Origin of the sequence: Flavobacterium reichenbachii (assembly GCF_002217435.1) — a bacterium.
GTDB lineage: Bacteria > Bacteroidota > Bacteroidia > Flavobacteriales > Flavobacteriaceae > Flavobacterium > Flavobacterium reichenbachii.
The window spans coordinates 373,434-393,537 of record NZ_MUHF01000003.1; the positions used below are offsets into that span (position 1 = coordinate 373,434).

Consider the following 20,104-nt stretch of genomic DNA (forward strand, 5'->3'; position numbering starts at 1 on the left):
TATTAAGATGCAGCCAGAGGATTTCTTTGTGCTCTGATGATAAAGAAAAGTCCAATGATGATAAATGGAATACTTAACCATTGTCCGGTTGAAAATAAGCCTAATTCTTCTTCGATACCGCCTTGGCTTTCTTTTACAAATTCTACTACAAAACGAACTACAAATAAAAGGACTAAAAACAAACCGAATAAAAGTCCTGATTTAAGTCTTGCATTTGTTTTCCAATAAAGGAAAAATAAGATTGCAAAAACAAATATATACGAGAAACCTTCATATAATTGTGTTGGATGTTTAGCCGGAACCTGAGCAAGTAAATCAGCAAATTTAGGATCTGATACTATTGCATTGTAAGCTTCTTTTGGATTTGCAATTCCGGTTTTATTTGCAACTTCAGCTTTACTGAATTTGTCATGTAAAAATCGAATTCCAAAAGCAGAATCAGTTTCATGACCGATGATCTCCGAATTGAAAAAATTCCCTAAACGTACAAAAATAGCTCCGCTTGCAACTGGAATTACTACTCGGTCTAAGATCCATAATAAAGGGCGTTTTAATATCTTTTTGCTGTAATAATACATCGCAACAATAATGGCTATTGCAGCACCATGACTTGCTAATCCCTGAAATCCTGTAAATTCGAATTGTGGTTCAAATCTAAAAGGTAAAAATATTTCAAGTAGATGATTTCTAAAATACTCCCAATCGTAAAATAATACGTGTCCTAAACGAGCGCCTATTAAAGTTGCTAAAACAGTCCAGACAAATAAAGAATCTAGTTTGTCAATTGATTCGTTTTCGCGTTCAAAGATTTTTTTCATGATATACCATCCTAAACCAAAGGCAATTACGAACATCAAACTGTAGTAACGAATCATAAAAAATCCTAAATCTATTCCTTCTGAAGGATTCCAAACGATATTTAAGGGTTGTGTCATGTATTTTTATATTTTATATGTTGTAAAAATAAATATTTAAAGTAAAGTTCCTCTTTATATAAAGTTAATGTTTGTGTGAACATTTCTTCTCAGGAACAGGATCGTAGCCAGTTCTTCCCCAGGGATTACAGCTTAAAATCCGCTTTATTCCCAAATAACCTCCATAAAACAATCCGTGTTTTTGTAAAGCCTGAATCATATAGGTAGAGCAAGTGGGCTCAAATCTGCAAGATGCCGGTGTAAACGGTGAAATTGCTGTTTGATAAAAACGAACTAATAAAACAAATGGAGTTATAACTTTCATAGTTTATTAGATATAAAAATTTATATCGAAAAGCTGGTTCCTTCTTTTCCGTCTTTTAACTGAATGCCTAAAGCGATCAACTGATCACGAATCTGGTCAGAAAGTGCAAAGTTTTTATCTGCTCTGGCCTGATTTCTCATTTGAATTAATAATTCAATTGTTCCGTTTAATTTTTCAGTTGTATCCGCAGTATTTTGAGAAATTTTATTGTTTACTCCTAAAACATCAAACAGAAAAGTAGAAAATGTAGTTGATAACAATTCGATATCTTCAGATGTCAATGTTTCAGCTCCGTCATTTACTACATTAATGTAGCGGGCTCCTTCAAATAATTGTGCAATTAAAATAGGAGTATTAAAATCGTCATTCATAGCATCATAACAATTTTGTCTCCATGCAGCAACATCTAATGAAGATGAATTACTTGCTTTTAAAGATGAAGTCAATTTATATGATTCCATTAAGCGATGGTATCCTTTTTCGCTAGCAACCATTGCATCATTAGAAATATCTAAAACACTTCTATAATGTGCCTGAAGAAAACAGAAACGAACGATATTTGGTTCAAATGGTTTTTCAAAAAAAGTATTATCACCTTTAACTAATTCTAAAGGTAAAATATAATTTCCGGTTGATTTACTCATGCGTAATCCATTCATGGTAAGCATGTTGGTGTGTAACCAGTAATTTACCGGCGATTCTCCATTGCATGCTTTTCCTTGAGCAACTTCACATTCATGGTGTGGGAATTTTAAATCCATTCCACCGCCGTGAATATCAAATTTTTCTCCCAGATATTTAGTGCTCATTGCTGTACATTCTAAATGCCAGCCCGGAAAACCTTCCCCCCAAGGAGAATTCCAACGCATAATATGTGCTGGCGAAGCACTTTTCCAGAGAGCAAAATCTTGTGGATTTTTCTTTTCATTTTGTCCATCCAAATCTCTGGTATTGGCGAAAAGCTCATCGATATTTCGATTGCTTAATTCGCCATATTTCATTCCTCTTTTGTTATATTCAAATACGTCAAAATAAACCGATCCTTTGCTTTCGTATGCAAAACCTGAATCAATTAATTTTTGAGTTAATTCTATTTGCTCTATAATATGACCCGTAGCCGTTGGTTCAATAGTTGGAGGAAGAAAATTAAAGGTATCCAGTACTTTATGAAAATCTACAGTGTATTTCTGTACAATTTCCATAGGTTCTAATTTTTCTAATCTGGATTGTTTTACAAAGCGATCATTGTCAATATCACCATCATCTGTTAAATGTCCCGCATCTGTGATGTTTCTCACATAACGTACTTTATAATCAAGGTGTAAAAGATACCTGAAAATTACGTCAAATGACATAAAAGTCCTAACGTTTCCAAGATGTACATTACTGTAAACTGTAGGTCCGCAAACATACATTCCAATATTTCCCTCATGAATAGGATTGAAATTTTCTTTTTCGCCCGAAAGCGTGTTATGTACTTTTAAAGATTGACTTTTATATAAAGGCATATTGTTTTTTGCTGTTTAATCGTTTGACCGCTTAACTGTTTAATTGTTTGATTTGTTTAAACTGTTTTATCGTTTTAATTAACTATTTTTTTATTCTTTTGAAAGGTAATACTTTTTTAAACTATTGATCTGATTGCAAATTTTTTCGATTTTTTCACGAGATTCGATATATTCTATCTCAGTTACATAACTTAGATCTTTTGAAATAATTAAGTGGTTTAATGTTTCCATTGCTGATGAATAAGATATCGTTAAAAAATGAGCTTTGTCTTTATTGGTACTTCTCGAAGTTCCTTCGGCAATATTTGTAGCAATCGAAGAAGAACTTCTTTTTATTTGAGAAGTTATTCCAAACAACTCATTTGATGGAAATTTACTAGTTAATTTGTAAATATCCAAAATAAACATTCTTGCATTTTGCCAGACCTCCAGCTTTTCAAATGAAAAAAGATACATTGTTTTGTATTTAATTGTTGATTTGTTTAATCGTTTAATCGGAAAGAAATGCTTTTGATGAGCGATTAAACAAATTAACGATTTACCGATTAAACTAAAATTGAGTATCTAATTTAATATAATCTAAAAACTCTCTTTTTGTTTGAGGATCTTTGAATTTTCCGCCAAATTCAGAAGTTACGGTACTGCTCTCAATGTCTTTAATTCCTCTGGAGTTAACACAAAGGTGTTTTGCATCAATAACGCAGGCAACATCTTCTGTTCCTAAAGCTTTTTGCAATTCCTGAACAATCTGCATGGTTAAACGCTCCTGAACCTGAGGTCTTTTTGCATAATATTCTACAATTCGGTTCATTTTAGACAAACCAATCACTCTTCCGCTCGAAATATAAGCTACATGTGCTCTTCCGATAATAGGAAGCAAGTGATGTTCGCAGGTAGAATAAACAGTAATGTTTTTCTCTACTAACATTTCGCCGTATTTGTAATTATTGTCAAAAGTGGAAGCTTTTGGCTGTTTTGAAGGATTAAGACCGCCAAAAATCTCCTTTACAAACATTTTTGCCACTCGGTTTGGAGTACCTTTTATACTATCGTCAGTTAAATCCATTCCAAGAGTCTGCAGAATGTTTTCAACATCTTTTTTAATTCTTTCTATTTTTTCATCATCACTTAAGTCAAAAGCATCCTGTCTTACAGGGTTTTGCGCGTTGCTGCTGAAATGATTATCTCCTATTTCGTCTAGAAATTCTTCGTTATTTATCATTAAAAACTACTATTATAATGGGTATATCTTTTTAAGGCGGTAAAGATAATTAATAAAAAGCAAACCTTTTCTATCGTTTTTACTATTTAGTGGGTTACTTTTTTGTTATAATAAAAATTAATAGAAAATGCATCTTCATTAAACAAAAAAAAGACAATAACTTTAATGTGTTATTGTCTTTTATAATTTATAAATTCTTGTTTAATCTATTTTTTAGCATTGTAAACCAATAACGCTTCTTTAAGAATGTTAACGGCACTAATCAGATCTTTTTTGTTTAAAACATAAGCAATTCGAACCTGATTTAGTCCCATGCCGGGAGTAGAATAAAAACCTTTTGCAGGAGCAATCATAACTGTTTCTCCGTTTAGGTTGTAACTTTCCAGAAGCCATTGTGCAAAATCGTCAGAATCTGCTATTGGAAGCTGTGCGATACAATAAAAAGCACCTTTTGGTTTGGTTACAATTACGCCTTCGATTTTATTTAATTCAGTGATCAGAGTATCGCGACGGCTTTTGTATTCTGAAATAACTTCATCAAAATAACTCTGCGGTGTGTCTATCGCAGCTTCGCATGCAATTTGTTCAATTGTCGGCGGACTTAATCTTGCCTGCGCAAATTTCATCACAGTTGCCAGAACCGCTTTATTTTTAGTAATCAGGCACCCAATTCTTGCGCCGCACATGCTGTAGCGCTTAGAAACAGAATCTACCATAATTACGTTTTGCTGTACATTTTCTAAATTCATTACAGAAAAATGAACATCATCTCCGTCATACAAAAATTCACGGTAAACTTCATCGGCAATTAAATACAAATCATGTTTTTTAATTAAGCCGGCTAATTGTTTAATTTCTGTTTCTGAATATAAATATCCGGTTGGATTTCCGGGATTGCAAATTAAAATCGCTTTTGTTTTCTCAGTAATCAGTTTTTCAACCTCCTCAATACTTGGTAAAGCAAATCCGCTGTCTATTGTAGAAATTACAGGTATAACTGTTGCACTTGTAGAAGATGCAAACGCATGATAATTAGCATAAAAAGGCTCCGGAATAATAATTTCGTCTCCAGGATCTGTTATTGTGGCCAGTGCAAATAATAAAGCTTCAGAACCACCAGTAGTTACAATGATGTCTTCTGAGTTTACATTTACATTTTGGCGTTGGTAAAACTGAGCTAATTTTTTTCTATAACTTTCATATCCTGCAGATGGACTGTATTCTATTATACTTAAATCAATATTTTTTACCGCCTCGATGGCCACTTCGGGTGTCTTGATATCCGGTTGACCAATGTTTAGATGATACACTTTATGTCCTTTCTGCTTAGCAATATCTGCATAAGGAGCAAGTTTACGTATCGGTGATTCGGGCATGTTTCTGCCTTTGTGTGAAATTGTTGGCATGAGTTTGATTATTGAAGTGCAAATTTGCATTTTTTTTTCGAATTTAACGTAAACAATAAGAGTACTTACAGAAATCTAACAATTATAAATATATTTACTAATTTTATAATAAAATATTGCCAATGAAAAAATATATAGCATTGTTTCTTGTCTTATTCTTATGTTTTTCCTTAAAAGCGCAGGGAGATTTTGCAATTCAAAATAAGAGTAAAAAGGTGACTATTCCCTTTAAAATGATTAATAATTTGATTTTTATTCCGATAAAAGTAAACGGAATTGAATTAAATTTTCTTCTGGATTCGGGGGTAGAAGAAACGATCTTGTTTAGTATGGAAGAACGAAAAGAGGTAAGTTTTAATAATGTTGTAAAAATAAAATTGAGAGGTTTAGGAAGCGAAGAAGAAGTTGAAGGCCTAAAATCGACCAGCAATATTTTGGAAACGCATGGTCTTAAATCAAACAATCATTTGGTTTACATTATTCTAGATCAGAATTTTAATTTATCTTCTCAAATCGGGATTCCTGTAAATGGAATTATTGGATATAAGTTTTTCAAGAATAATTTAGTCGAAATAAATTATCAGAAAAAGAAAGTAATTGTGCATTTTAATACTGAAGCAATTCGAAAAAAAATAACAAAAAAATTCCAGTCCATTCCCATAACAATTGAAAGATCAAAACCTTATATTAATACAACTGCAATAGTTGATACTGTTAGTCTTCCTGCAAAACTTCTTATAGATATTGGAAACAGTGATGCATTTTGGATTTTTAAAAACGATAAAATAAAACTTCCAGACAAGAATTTTCCTGACTTTTTAGGAAAAGGCTTCAGCGGTGATATTGAAGGACATCGTGCCAAAATAGAAAAAATTTCGATAGAAAATTTTCATTTTAAAAAACCGATCGTTTCTTTTCCCGATTCTGCCTCTGTTAGAAATGTAAAAATGGTGCCAGGCCGTATAGGATCTGTTGGTGGAGAAGTTTTAAAACGTTTTACCGTGATTTTAGATTATGCAGATGAAAAATTATATTTAAAGAAAAACAGTAAATTTTCTGATCCTTTTACTTATAATAAAAGTGGTATTACGGTACAGCATAACGGACTGCAATGGGTGCAGGAAACAGTTCATTTAGAGACTGTTCAGGTTAAAAGCTCTATAGATGAAGTTGGTTATAGTCCGAGTAATAAAGACAATTTTAAGTATAAATTTATGCTGAAACCCATTTATGAAATTGTCAATATCAGGAAATTTTCTGCAGCAGAAAAATGCGGATTAAAAAAAGGTGATATTATTGTTAGCATCAACGGAATCAGGCCTTATAAGTATTCGTTAGAGCAAATCAATCATCTCTTAAAATCAGGAGATGACATTTGGATTAATATGGAAGTGGAAAGAAACAGTGTCTTATTAAAGCTTAAATTTAAATTGACAGACGAGTTATAAGTTTTTCATTTATAGTTAATTATGGTTTTTGATCTAAATTTTACCAATTAGTATGTTTTTTAGGCATTTAATTGATTTTCTATAAAAATTAATAAGAATTTGGTGTTTTTATATAGGATACGGCATAATTTTCTTATGTTTATGCTAAAATACTAACTATGGTCAAAAACTACTATAAATTCTTACATATTATCTTGTTTTTTGCTTTTTTCTCAATTTTGCCCTCTAAAATTTACGGACAATGTGCAGGACAAGATAATATTTTTACAGTTTGCGATATTCATGATACCAGTAGTCAAACTATAAACTTATTTGCTTTATTGGGAGGAACACCACAGCTCGGAGGTGTCTGGACGGACGATGATAAATCAGGTGGTCTGAATTTGAATACTGGAAATTTAAATGCACAAGTAATTCGCAGGAGCGGCGTTTATCATTATACTTATACGGTTACCAGCGGAGGCTGTACAGATAATTCTGCCACAATAGAAGTTACTGTTGGCGGTTATTCTGGAATAGGCTCAAGAGCTACTGTTTGTAGCTCGCAGTTGTATTTTAATCTTTTTCAGGCTTTTAGCGGAGTCGATCCGCCGCCACAAATTAACGGACATTGGCATAACGATACAACAAATGAGAATTTACCCGATTCTTCTTTTTATATAAAAGGATTACAGGGCAATTATTATTTTACTTACACAATGGATGCCATTGGTTCTTGTCCGGCACAGTCGTCGCAAATTATAGTTTCTGTAAGCAGAGCGCCAGAAGCGGGAGAAGCGGGAGACTTGACTTTATGCGGTGATAATGATTTAACTCCATATACAAATTTCGATTTATTCAGCTTAATTTCAGGTCAGGATCCAGGAGGATTCTGGAGAGATGATTCGGGTACTGGCGAGATCGTTGGCATTGCAGATCATAATATAGATATACAAAAAATATACACAAGTTACGGAGCACAAACCTATAATTTTACTTATGTTGTGCCATCTCCAAATCCTACTGTATGCCCGGTAGATGAGGAAACTGTTCAAATAATACTGCAAAAGAAACTAGATTTTACTGGAGCAACTGTTGAAGTTACTTCTGATATATGTGAAACAGAAATTCCCACAGCAACCTATTTTCTAACTATAAATAAAAATACTGCGGTTATACCAGATGGTACCTATTTGGTATCTTACAATGTTTCTGGTCCAAGAGGCGGTACAAGAATAGATAGAGTCGCATTTGTAAATGGCGTTCTGAGATTTCAAATGAATTCGTCTTATTTTCAGCAGGTCGGCACCTTTAGGGTTACTATTTTGAATATTTACGGTTTAGGTATTCAGGCGTGTCAGAATATTATAGGCGATTTGCATGATGATTTAATTATATCTCCAAATCCAGATTTGCAGGGCGCTCGTATTGATCCGGTAACTACTTGTCAGAATAAAGATGTATTGGTGACCATTTCTAATGCATTAAAACTCGCTGACGGTGATTATGATATAGTGTACAATATTAGAGGAGCAAATTCTTCAACCGCCAGAGTTGCCAGAATTACATCTGTTGGAGGCGTTTCTAGTTTTGTTATTCCTGGAAATCTCCTTGCAGTAAGCGGTACCTCTGTAGTAACGATTACGGCAATTACCCATGTATCATCACAATGTGTAAGTTCTGCCCTTTTACAAGGCAATATTCTAATAAATCCGTTACCCAATACAACAGCTCTTAGAATACAAATTCCAGATGATTGTTTTGGAAAAACGTTTACTGCTTCGGTTACCGGATTAGGAAGTTTGACCGATGTTACATTATCGTATACGCTTTCGGGAAGTAATACATCGACTGTACAAACCATTGTTTTGCCTGTTACAAACGGAAATGCAAGTTTTACAATTCCGTCAAGTCTGCTTTTAAATACAGGCTCTACGACAATCAATGTTACCAACTTAAAAAATAATATTACCACTTGCGATGTGAATGTCAGCGGGATTTCAGATCCATTTCTGTTAAACCCAATTCCAGCGGCGCCATTGGCTTCAAATCAGGTTTTTTGTAAAGCAGAAGATAAGACTATTGCCAATTTAGAACCAATCGGGGCACAGTACAAATGGTATATTTCTGCTGTTGCAACGACTCCTCTTGCCGCTAATTATGTTTTAAAATCAGAAAATTATTTTATAAGAGAAACTTCTTCAGCTGGATGTACCTCAGAACCGGCAATGATTTTGGTAACGATTAATGATATTCCCGCTCCAATATTAAATTCGGATGGACCAAACTTCTGCGGATTAGATAATCCCACAATTTTGGATTTAGTTAATCGCACCAATTCTCGCTCTTCTGTAGTTTGGTATGATGCTGAAGTCAATGGAAATTTATTACCGCCATCAACACCTTTGATCGATAAGAGAACCTATTACGGATTTGATTTTTCGTCAAATACCGGATGTTTTTCTGATGAAAATACAGCAGTAACAGTTTCATTAACAGATTGTGATTCTCCCGATTATCCCTTCTTTATTCCCGACGGATTTTCTCCAAATGGAGACGGAGTAAATGATTCTTTTGTAATTCCGGATATCGACTTTTTATATCCAGATTATACGATCGAAATTTTTAATCGATATGGAAACGGAATGTATAAAGGTAAAAAAGACAAGCCGGCATGGGATGGTATGAATTATGAAGCAAAAGGAGTGGGCAGCGGCATAGCGCCAAATGGAGTCTATTTTTATATTATCAATTTTAATAAAGACAATAAACCTCCAAAACAGGGACGTCTTTATTTAAACCGATAATTTATCTATGCTCATTAAATATATTTTTCAGATGAAAAAAATAATCATTTTTATAACTTTTCTTTTTTATATACTTCCTTCCCGTGGACAGCAAGATCCTGAATACACACATTATATGTATAATATGAGTATTGTAAATCCAGCTTACGCCACCGGAACTCCCGCCATGATGAATTTTGGAGGAATGTACAGAACGCAATGGGTTGGAGCAGTAGGAGCTCCAAAAACATTTTCATTTTTTGGGCACAGCGCTTTAAGCGAAACAGTCGAAGTAGGTTTGTCGCTCCAGTCAGATGACATCGGTGATGGCGCTAAAAAAGAAAATAACTTTTACGCAGATTTTGCTTATGTGCTGAATCTTGGAGGAAAAAACAAACTTTCGCTCGGATTAAAAGCCGGATTTTCGTCCATGCAGACTAATTTTAACGGATTTCAGTTTACAGATCCTGAAACCGATTTTGCATTCTCTAAAAATATTAATGTTACTAAACCCAATATTGGGATTGGTGCATACTATTTTAGAGATAATCTTTATGTCGGAATATCAGCTCCAAATTTATTAAAGTCAAGATACATCGAAGAAAAAGAAGGTATAAATGCTTTTGGGTCCGATAATATTCACACTTTTTTGACAGCAGGATATGTATTTCAGGTTAATGATATGTGGAAAATTAAACCTGCCGTAATGTCAAAATTTGTAAAAGGCGCTCCAATTTCTCTTGATGTTTCTGCCAATGTTTTATACAATGATAAAATTGAATTTGGTGCTGCATACAGAGTAAGTGATGCCGTAAGTGCTTTAGTCAATATCAATGTTACACATTCGCTTAGAGTGGGTTATGCTTACGATTACACCCTTTCAAATTTAGGTCAGTTTAATTCGGGAACGCACGAAATCATGTTGTTGTTTGATTTGGATTTATTAGGAAAAGGATATGATAAATCACCACGATTCTTTTAAAATGAAAAATATGAAAAAACTACTCGTTATTATATTCGTATTTTCAATACAGTTTATAAATGCTCAAACTCAGGATTTGGTTAGAGCCAGACATTTTTTTAATAAAACTTATTACAGCGAATCGATTATATTATATGAAAAATTAGCCGAAGAAAAACCATCACAAGAGGTCATCAGAAACTTGGCAGATTCATATTATTATACCAATAATTTAATAAAAGCCCAGCGCTATTATAGACTTTTAATTCAGAATTATAATACTGATTTAGATCGCGAATATTATTTTAAATATGCTCAAACATTAAAAGCGACAGGCAATGTAGAAGAAGCAAATGCTGCATTAAAAGAATATTACACAAGATCAACAAATACAGAAGATGCTCTTAATTTTGAAAAAGATCTGAAAACGCTGGAAAATGTATCGGCAATAGGAAAACGTTTTGAAATTAAGAACCTGGCTTTGAATACACCAAATTCAGAATTTGGAGCAGTAAAATATAGAGACAATCTTGTTTTTGCAGGTGTAAAATTAAAGCCCGGCATGTTTGATAAAAAGTTTAAATGGGACAATGAAACCTATTTAAATTTAGTTTCTACTCCATTAAAAAACATCAATTCAAACGATTCAATTTCGCATTATTTCTCTAAAGAATTAAAAACGGGAATGCACGAATCGAATGCAGTTTTTACAAAAGATGGTAAAACGATTTATTTTACCCGAAATAATTCTAAAAACGGAAAGAAAAAAAGAAACAATGATAAAATATCAAATCTTCAAATCTTTAGAGCTGAATTGGTAGAAGGAAAGTGGACCAATATTACGTCCCTTCCGTTTAACAGCGAGAATTATTCTGTAGAACATCCCGCTTTAAGTGCAGACGAAAAAATATTATATTTTGCTTCAGACATGCCCGGAACGATAGGTTCTTTTGATATTTATGCGGTCAATATTAACAAAGGAGCATTTGATAAACCAAGGAATTTGGGACCAAATGTAAATACCAATAAAAGAGAACAATTTCCTTTTGCTTCTGCAGATAATAAGCTTTATTTCTCCTCAGACGGACATTTAGGATACGGATCGCTGGATGTTTTTGTTTCTGAAATTAAGGATTCAGAATATTCTAGAGCCATAAATATTGGGCTTCCACTTAATTCTAATTTAGATGATTTTGCTTTCAATATAGATTCAGAAACCAAAGAAGGATATTTTGCATCCAACAGAGAAGGCGGTAAAGGAAGTGATGACATTTATCAATTCAAAGAAATAAAAGATTTAATTGTAGAAGATTGTAAGCAGTTTATTGCCGGAACGATCACTGATGTTGATACCCAATTGGCTCTAGAAAATGCAACAGTATTATTACAGGATTCAGACAATAAAACATTAAATACGATTACAACTGCTGCAGATGGAAAGTTTAGTTTTACCGTTCCGTGTGAAGCATCTTATAAAGTTTCTGCCTTTAAAGAAAAATATACAAACGAATCTAAAACACTGACTTTAGATAAAACAAGAGATAAAATAAATGACGGTTCGCTGGCATTAAAATCCTTAGAAACGATTAAATTAGAAGAAAAAGAATCAGCAGAAAAGAAACGTAAACAGGAACTTATTTTAGAAGAAGAAAACAAGAAAAAAGAAGAACTTGCTGTAGTTGAATTAAAACAAAAAGAGAAAAAGCAGAAAGAAGCCGAAATTGTTGCTGCTGAAGTCAAGAAAAACGAAAAAGTAAAACAAATTTTAGAGCAGGAAAAAGATGTAGTGAGAGACAAAGACCGTCTGATCATTAAAACAGATCCAATTTATTTTGATTACAACATGTGGTACATTCGTAAAGAATCTAAAGTAGTTCTGGGCAGAGTAGTGGCTTTAATGAATAAATATCCGGGAATGGTGATAGAAATAGGATCACATACAGATTCTAGAGGAAATGCAAAATTTAATGAAGATTTGTCTCAAAAAAGAGCCAATTCTACCCGTGAATTTATCATTCAATCTGGAATAAATGCCAAGAGAGTTACCGCAAAAGGATATGGAGAATCGGTACCTATCGTAAAATGCAAAACCGACGAAGCTTGCTCTGAAGAAGAACACGAATTGAATAGACGAAGCGAATTTGTAATAAAGAATTTATAGATTTTTTTAATAATAAAATTAACTAAGAAGCCTGTTTATGGCTTCTTTTTTATTATTTTTATGATATAATGACCAAGTAATTTAAATATACAATTATGAGAAACCTGATTTTACCGTGTTTGCTTTTGTCTGTAATTGGACTACAAAGCTGTAAAAATAATGAAAAGCAAAAAGAAGCTGCCGTAAATCCCGAAGCTGAAAAAGTCGTAAGCAAAGAATGCTACAAAGCGATATATGAAAATGATACACTCGATTTGGATTTGAATATTTTAAAAAATGGAAAAATAAAAGGAGATCTGGTAATGAAAACCGCTGCTTCGCCAGTGAAAAAAGGTGAAATTGCGGGAGAATTTCGTGGAGATACATTATTTGTAGATTATACTTTTGTTGATGGAACAAATAACAATGCAACTTTCAAAAATCCTTTGGCATTATTAAAACGTGATAAACAACTAATTTTAGGCAACGGAACCCTGCAGACTACTATGGGCGTAACGTATTTGGTAAAAGATAAACCGATTGATTTTGATCGTGTAAAATATAAATTTGACAGTGTAAATTGTAAATAAAATACTTACTGTAAGATCATAAAAAAGCCGTTTCTGTCTAAAGAAACGGCTTTTTCTATTTTAAATTTTATTGTTTTTTATTATAAAACTTCACCTTTAATTTTTAAGGCTACTCTTCCATCAGGATAGTTGACGGCATTTGTTTCTACTGTAATCGTTTTACGAATAGGACCGGCGGCCATGTTGTATTTTACATCAATTTTTCCTTTTTTGCCGGGCAGAATGGCTGCTCCCGGTTTTGTGACAACAATAGTGCTGACTGTCGACTCGGCTCCTGTAATTAACAGCGGTGCATCGCCGGTGTTCGTAAACTCGAAAGAACGAACAGCATTATCACTCTTAGAAATTTTTCCATAATCAATTGTATTGTCTTGGGCTGCAAATTCAATTTTTGGGCCGTTTTGTGCAAAACCTATCGCGCTAAACAATAAGACTGCAATAAAAGAGGCTGCATTTTTCATTTGAAATTATTTTTAAGTTGTAAGTAAATATAGTTTCTTTTAATTAATACACAAATTATTATTTCTCTTTTTATAGTGTACTTAATTATTTACTTTTGCTGTGAGTTATAATTACAAAAATTGAACCAAAGTTTTGGTTTATTTGTTTAACTGTTTAATCGTTTAATTGATTTATTCAATACGATTAAACAAATAAACGAATCGACGATTAAACGAATTAACGATTAAACAATCTATTTAAATGACAATTTCAGCACAATTTGACGCTAAGACGATCGAGAACAAATGGTATGAGTATTGGATGAAAAACAACTATTTTCATTCAGAACCAGATCAGAGAACACCATATACTATTGTAATTCCGCCGCCAAACGTCACTGGAGTCCTTCACATGGGACATATGCTGAACAATACCATTCAGGATGTTTTAATTCGTCGTGCACGTCTAAAAGGTTTCAACGCTTGCTGGGTTCCTGGAACAGATCACGCTTCTATTGCAACTGAGGCTAAAGTTGTAGCAAAATTAAAAGCAGAGGGAATCAATAAAAACGATTTAACTCGTGAAGAATTTTTAAAACACGCTTGGGAATGGACCGATAAATATGGTGGAACAATCCTGGAACAGCTTAAGAGATTAGGTGCTTCATGCGATTGGGAACGTACCAAATTTACTATGGATCCTGACATGTCGGCAGCTGTAATTAAATCGTTTGTAGATTTATACAACAAAGGATTAATTTACAGAGGTTACCGTATGGTAAACTGGGATCCGGAAGCAAAAACGACGCTTTCTGATGAAGAAGTTATTTACGAAGAACAACAAGGAAAATTATTTTTCTTGAAATATAAAATCGAAGGTTCAGAAGATTTCCTGACCATTGCAACAACACGTCCTGAAACTATCTTTGGCGATACTGCTATTTGTATCAACCCGAATGATGAGCGTTTTACACATTTAAAGGGGAAAAGCGCCATCGTTCCTATCTGCGGTCGCGTAATTCCGATTATTGAAGATGAATATGTAGATGTAGAATTCGGAACCGGATGTTTAAAAGTAACTCCGGCGCACGATATGAATGACAAAACGCTAGGAGAAAAACATAATCTTGAAATCGTTGATATTTTTAATGAAGATGCTACATTAAATAGTTTCGGATTGCATTATCAAGGAAAAGATCGTTTTGTAGTTCGTACTGAAATTGCAAAAGAATTAGAAGAAATTGGAGCTTTGGCTAAAACCGAAATCCATTTGAATAAAGTAGGAACATCTGAAAGAACCAAAGCGGTAATCGAACCAAGATTATCAGACCAATGGTTTTTGAAAATGGAAGATTTAGTAAAACCGGCAATTAAATCCGTTTTACAAACAGGCGAGATTAAACTGCACCCAAAACGTTTTGAGAATACTTACGCGCATTGGTTAAATAACATACGTGATTGGAATATTTCTCGTCAATTATGGTGGGGACAACAAATTCCGGCTTATTATTACGGAGACGGAAAAGAAGATTTTGTAGTAGCTGAAAATATCGAAGATGCTTTGACGCTTGCTAGAGAGAAAACTTCAAACTTGAAACTTGAAACAAAAGATTTAAAACAAGATGTTGATGCATTAGACACTTGGTTTTCGTCTTGGTTATGGCCAATGTCCGTTTTTGGTGGAATAATGGATCCTGAAAGTGAAGATTTTAAATATTATTATCCAACAAATGACTTGGTTACAGGTCCGGATATTTTGTTTTTCTGGGTTGCCAGAATGATTATCGCAGGTTATGAATATACAGGCGAAAAACCATTTACAAACGTATATTTAACAGGTTTAGTTCGTGATAAACAACGTCGTAAAATGTCTAAATCATTAGGAAATTCTCCTGATCCTTTAGATTTGATCGAGAAATTTGGTGCCGATGGTGTTCGTGTAGGATTGCTTTTGAGTGCTTCTGCAGGAAACGATATTATGTTTGACGAAGAATTATGCCTTCAGGGAAAATCATTCACAAACAAAATTTGGAATGCCTTAAAGTTGATCAAAGGCTGGGAAGTTTCAGAAACTATACCGCAGCCAGAATCATCAAAAGTAGCAATCGAATGGTACGAAGCAAAATTGCAGCAAGCATTGGTGGAGATTGAAGATAACTTTGAGAAATACAGAATCTCAGATTCTCTTATGGCCATTTATAAATTAGTTTGGGATGATTTCTGTGCATTGTTTCTTGAAATGATTAAACCGGCATATCAACAGCCAATTGACAGCGTAACTTTCGCGAAAGCGATCGAAATGTTAGAAAGTAATTTGAAATTACTTCATCCGTTTATGCCTTTCCTTACAGAAGAAATCTGGCATATAATTGGTGAAAGAACGCCAGAAGAAGCTTTAATTGTTTCAACTTGGCCAGAATTAAAACCGTTTGATGCAAAATTAATTGCAGATTTTGAAAATTCGATTGAAGTGATCTCAGGAATCAGAACAATTCGTAAGGAAAAGAATATTGCAATGAAAGACAGTATTGAATTAAAAGCGATTAACAGCGAAAAATTCTCTACTTATTTTGATTCTGTAATAACGAAATTAGGAAATATTTCTGCTTTTGAATATGTTTCTGAAAAAGTTGACGGAGCATTGTCTTTCCGTGTAAAATCAAATGAATATTTTATTCCGATTTCTGGAGGAAACATCAACATAGAAGAAGAAGTTGCAAAACTGAATGCAGAATTAGTTTACACACAAGGTTTCTTAAAATCGGTTCAGGCAAAATTATCAAACGAAAAATTTGTTGCCGGCGCGCCAGAAAAAGTTTTGGCAAACGAAAAACAAAAAGAAGCCGATGCTTTAGCAAAAATTGCTACAATCGAGCAGAGTTTAGCTGGTTTGAAATAAGAATTAAATTCTTATTCAGCCTATAATTTATAGACCCGACAGAATTAAAAAAACCTGTCGGGTTTGTTGTTTTTATAAGCGTATTTTTTTCTAAAAAAAAGTTGAAACATTTTGATTTTTGCATCTTAAAATGATATAATTTTAATACGATTTTACGTTAAAACAAAAATCACTTTACAATGAGAAAAAATCTTTTATTTGTGTTTGTTTCGGTTCTTTTATTAGGATGTTCTGATAAAGAAAATAAAGTTAAAAATGTCGAAAGAGCCTTCTATTACTGGAAGGATGATTCTTCTTTTGAAGAAGAAACCGTAAAAGCAATTAATAAATTAGAGGTTAAGAAAATATACTACAAATTTTTTGAGATTGATTATAATGAAACGATGGGGAATTTTCCTTATCAGAAAAACAAACCGAATGAGTATACATTAAAAAAACTAGATTCGGTCAATCTGGTTCCTACTGTTTTTATTCGAAATGAAATCTTTCAATACAACGACGAAAAATCATTGGATAAACTAGCAGACAATATTGTTTTTCTAATTGATAAATATAGAAAAGGATATGATGAAAAGGAATTTTTTGATTATTCTGAAATTCAAATTGACTGCGACTGGACCAAATCAACCAAAGAGAAATATTTCTATCTATTGAGGAAAATAAAAGAGCTTTCTAAAAAAGAAATCAGCTGTACGCTTCGACTTTATCCTTATAAGTATCCAGATATCATGGGAGTTCCGCCAGTAGATAAAGCAACTTTAATGTGTTACAACTTGATTAAACCATTATCTCAAAAAGATAAAAATTCTATTTTGGATATTGACGAATTAAAATCTTATCTAGATAAAAAAAGAGATTATCCGGTGCATTTAGATGTAGCGCTTCCTGTTTTTTATTGGACCTTATGGTACCATAATAACCGTTTTGCAGGATTGGTCAATTTTAATTCGGCAGATATAAGCAGTATTGCCAAACAAACTAAACCAATGTGGTACGAAATGACAGAAGATTATACGCTTGAATATGAATACTATTTGAAAAAAGGAGATCAATTAAAATTTGAAGAATTAAATGCTGCGACAATCAACGAAGCAATTTCGATTATTAAAAAGAATGTCGAATTAGACGATACAACAACAATTTCATTATTCCATTTAGATAACAGTACTTTTAAAAAATACAACCATGAAGAAGTTTCTAGTTTTTACAGTTCTTTTACTAAGTAGTTTTTATAAAAGTATGGCATGCGGTTATTCTCCGTATGGCGAAGATGTCAGGTATTGTATTTTTAAACCATTTTATTTTAACTATTCAGAATATAAGGCTTTTAACTATAGTGCAGATTTATGGGGATTTGATTACGATCAAAACCCAAATGAATATAAATTTACAGAAGCCAATATATTGGATTGGTATAATTATACAAACAAAAAAGTGTCTATAGAAGATATAGAGGATTTTAATTATAAATTATCCTTTACTGATGTTCATGAAAAATGCGATAATAAGTTTATAAAGTATTTATATCAAAATAATAAAACAGAAGCAATAAATTATCTTAAAATTGCTAAGAACTGCGAATTGCAAAACGATTCAGATAATGTTTGGGAAAGAAATGAAGCAGTAAACTCCAAACGAGAAAATGACATGTTGAATAAATTGACTCAGATTATTAATAAATCTGAGAATCAATATTTTAAGAGAAAATATGCTTTTTTAACCATTCGCCTTGCTTATTATTCCGGAAGACCTGATCTTATAAAAAATGTTTTTGAAACTGTTTTTAAGAACGGCAAAAAAGATTATCTGTATTATTGGAGTTTGTATTTCTACATCTTCGAAAAATCAGATCCTGGATATATGGTTTCTATCGCAAATTTACTGGCAAATTGCCCAGAAAAAGGATATGCGAGTTATTACTATTTTCATCGTGATTTTAAAATCGAAGAGGCATTAAAACATACAGAAAGCAAAGAAGAGATTGCAAATGTTTACGCCTATGCATCCATTCAAAAAGTAGATAAAAATCTGGAATATTTAAAAGAGATTTATAAAAACGATCCAAAATCTAAAATTCTTGGTTTTTTGCTGTTAAGAGAGATTAATAAAATTGAAGATTGGGTTTATACTCCTTATTATTCCAATTTCAATCCTTCGACCGATTTTGAAGCGCGTTGGAGTAGTGAAAGATCAAAAATTACTACTGAAACACTCAGAAATCGTTCTGAGAATGACCGTCTTTATGCACAGGAAGTTCTGGATTTTATAGATACAATTGATTTTAGTAAAATACAAAATCCAAGTGTTTGGGAAGCATCACGAATCAATTTGCAATTTATTACCAGAAATTATTCAGATTGTCTAAAGAGTATTTCCTCATTTGAAAAAGCATACAAATCTGAAAAAATTATTGAAGAAATAGAGAAAATAAAAGCGCTTTGTATTACAGCCCGACAAGAAAATGGCAATGCTGTTATAAAACCTGAAATTGAATCAATCATTGTAAAATATAAAGATGATGCTCGTTTTATTTTTGCTTTAGGCAGAGAATTAGAATTTAGAGGAAATATTACGGATGGTTTGGCCTTAATATCACTAATTGAAGAAACAACTTCTAAATCCTACAGCCAGCGTGATGTTGAATGGGAGGGGAACCGCATCAAGACATCAGGCAACCTCCAGGAGTTTTCTCGTTATTTTGATTATTTGGATTTTGTTTATTCTGCAAAAGAGGTTCAGACAATCGTTACTACTATAGAAAAGGGATTTAAGAACGATTTTCAGAATCAAATTTATGCTAAACTGCTGAAGGATAAAGATTATCTTAAAGATTTATTAGGAACAAAATACCTTAGAGAAAACCAGCTCAATAATGCTTTAATTGCTTTTAGATCATTAGACAAAAAATACTGGGAGGATAATTATAACGCTTGGGAAAGAGGTGATTATGATGATGATTATGTTTTTGATCAAAATCCGTTTTATGATTTCAAGCAGACAAAAAGCTTTATAGAACATAAAGAAAAATATATTGTTACAAAATTGTCTGTAACCGAACATTTAGTAAAGTATATCAATTTAGCCAATAATCCAAAAACAAAAGATCGGGATTATTACTATTTTATTATTGCAAATTGTTATTACAATATGACAAATTCTGGCAATTCATGGATGATGCGCCGTTATTCGAGCTATAGTTATGGTAGTAATGAAGAAAATGAATCTTATATTGACGAAATTGAATACAGGAATAAGATAAAAGCAGTTACAAACTATAAACTTGCTTATCAAAATGCCAAAACAGAAAAGTTTAAAGCATTGTGTTTAAGAATGATGGATTATGCTGAAAAAGACGAGTATTCGAGTTCAAAAAGAGTAGAAAAACAGTTTCCTGATTTAGTTTCAGATCTTTCGGGATGCGAAAGTTTAGAAGGGTATTTTAAAGCAAGAAGATAAAAATCACCTAAATAAAAAAAGTACGTTTGC

General features: G+C 32.8%; 15 protein-coding genes. 8 read left to right on the plus strand and 7 right to left on the minus strand.

The genetic code is table 11. The features are described 5' to 3' along the window. Positions 1-2: 2 nt before the first annotated feature. The 6 genes from lgt to B0A68_RS04900 all read right to left on the minus strand — a co-directional run bounded on the left by lgt (position 3) and on the right by B0A68_RS04900 (position 5,375). Positions 3-935, minus strand: coding sequence for a prolipoprotein diacylglyceryl transferase (lgt, locus tag B0A68_RS04875; RefSeq protein WP_035684311.1), 933 nt, complete (start codon positions 933-935; stop codon positions 3-5). Between the two features lie 64 nt (positions 936-999). After that, a complete protein-coding gene (gene yidD, locus B0A68_RS04880) occupies positions 1,000-1,239 on the minus strand; it encodes a membrane protein insertion efficiency factor YidD (protein WP_035684309.1) in 240 nt (79 codons plus the stop codon). 20 nt (positions 1,240-1,259) lie between these two features. Beyond that, entirely contained in the window at positions 1,260-2,747 is a 1,488-nt protein-coding gene (gene cysS / locus B0A68_RS04885) for a cysteine--tRNA ligase (protein WP_035684308.1), read from the minus strand. A 90-nt stretch (positions 2,748-2,837) separates the two neighbouring features. Further along, the gene (locus B0A68_RS04890) at positions 2,838-3,203 is read right to left on the minus strand and encodes a four helix bundle protein (RefSeq protein ID WP_035684306.1); all 366 of its coding nucleotides are present in this window, start codon (positions 3,201-3,203) and stop codon (positions 2,838-2,840) included. 94 nt (positions 3,204-3,297) lie between these two features. Then, on the minus strand, positions 3,298-3,969 hold the full coding sequence (folE, locus tag B0A68_RS04895; RefSeq protein ID WP_035684305.1) for a GTP cyclohydrolase I FolE: 672 nt from the start codon (positions 3,967-3,969) through the stop codon (positions 3,298-3,300). Between the two features lie 206 nt (positions 3,970-4,175). Beyond that, positions 4,176-5,375 carry a pyridoxal phosphate-dependent aminotransferase gene (locus B0A68_RS04900; protein WP_035684304.1) on the minus strand — a complete coding sequence of 400 codons (1,200 nt, stop codon included), beginning with the start codon at positions 5,373-5,375 and terminating at the stop codon, positions 4,176-4,178. A 122-nt stretch (positions 5,376-5,497) separates the two neighbouring features. Here B0A68_RS04900 and B0A68_RS04905 point away from each other — a divergent pair, with 122 nt between their 5' ends. From B0A68_RS04905 to B0A68_RS04925, 5 genes are all read left to right on the plus strand, one after another. Further along, positions 5,498-6,823 (plus strand): PDZ domain-containing protein, encoded by a 1,326-nt coding sequence (locus B0A68_RS04905; protein WP_035684303.1) that lies wholly within the window; start codon positions 5,498-5,500, stop codon positions 6,821-6,823. A gap of 158 nt (positions 6,824-6,981) precedes the next feature. Further along, positions 6,982-9,609: a gliding motility-associated C-terminal domain-containing protein gene (locus tag B0A68_RS04910; protein ID WP_035684301.1), complete on the plus strand. Its 2,628-nt coding sequence runs from the start codon at positions 6,982-6,984 to the stop codon at positions 9,607-9,609. A 31-nt stretch (positions 9,610-9,640) separates the two neighbouring features. Beyond that, the gene (locus tag B0A68_RS04915; RefSeq protein WP_035684300.1) at positions 9,641-10,570 is read left to right on the plus strand and encodes a PorP/SprF family type IX secretion system membrane protein; all 930 of its coding nucleotides are present in this window, start codon (positions 9,641-9,643) and stop codon (positions 10,568-10,570) included. 10 nt (positions 10,571-10,580) lie between these two features. Continuing rightward, positions 10,581-12,710 carry an OmpA family protein gene (locus tag B0A68_RS04920; RefSeq protein ID WP_051892788.1) on the plus strand — a complete coding sequence of 710 codons (2,130 nt, stop codon included), beginning with the start codon at positions 10,581-10,583 and terminating at the stop codon, positions 12,708-12,710. 95 nt (positions 12,711-12,805) lie between these two features. Further along, on the plus strand, positions 12,806-13,279 hold the full coding sequence (locus B0A68_RS04925; protein ID WP_035684298.1) for a hypothetical protein: 474 nt from the start codon (positions 12,806-12,808) through the stop codon (positions 13,277-13,279). An 80-nt stretch (positions 13,280-13,359) separates the two neighbouring features. Here B0A68_RS04925 and B0A68_RS04930 read toward each other — a convergent pair whose 3' ends face one another. Beyond that, complete coding sequence (locus tag B0A68_RS04930; RefSeq protein ID WP_035684297.1) at positions 13,360-13,740, minus strand: DUF1573 domain-containing protein; 381 nt, start codon at positions 13,738-13,740, stop codon at positions 13,360-13,362. Between the two features lie 241 nt (positions 13,741-13,981). On the opposite strand from B0A68_RS04930, the gene B0A68_RS04935 reads away from it, so the two are divergent. The 3 genes from B0A68_RS04935 to B0A68_RS04945 all read left to right on the plus strand — a co-directional run bounded on the left by B0A68_RS04935 (position 13,982) and on the right by B0A68_RS04945 (position 20,074). Beyond that, complete coding sequence (locus tag B0A68_RS04935; protein WP_035684296.1) at positions 13,982-16,618, plus strand: valine--tRNA ligase; 2,637 nt, start codon at positions 13,982-13,984, stop codon at positions 16,616-16,618. 179 nt (positions 16,619-16,797) lie between these two features. Continuing rightward, on the plus strand, positions 16,798-17,844 hold the full coding sequence (locus B0A68_RS04940; RefSeq protein ID WP_035684294.1) for a hypothetical protein: 1,047 nt from the start codon (positions 16,798-16,800) through the stop codon (positions 17,842-17,844). Further along, on the plus strand, positions 17,804-20,074 hold the full coding sequence (locus B0A68_RS04945; RefSeq protein ID WP_123947476.1) for a hypothetical protein: 2,271 nt from the start codon (positions 17,804-17,806) through the stop codon (positions 20,072-20,074). The genes B0A68_RS04940 and B0A68_RS04945 overlap by 41 nt, the downstream gene beginning before the upstream one ends. Positions 20,075-20,104 lie beyond the last annotated feature (30 nt).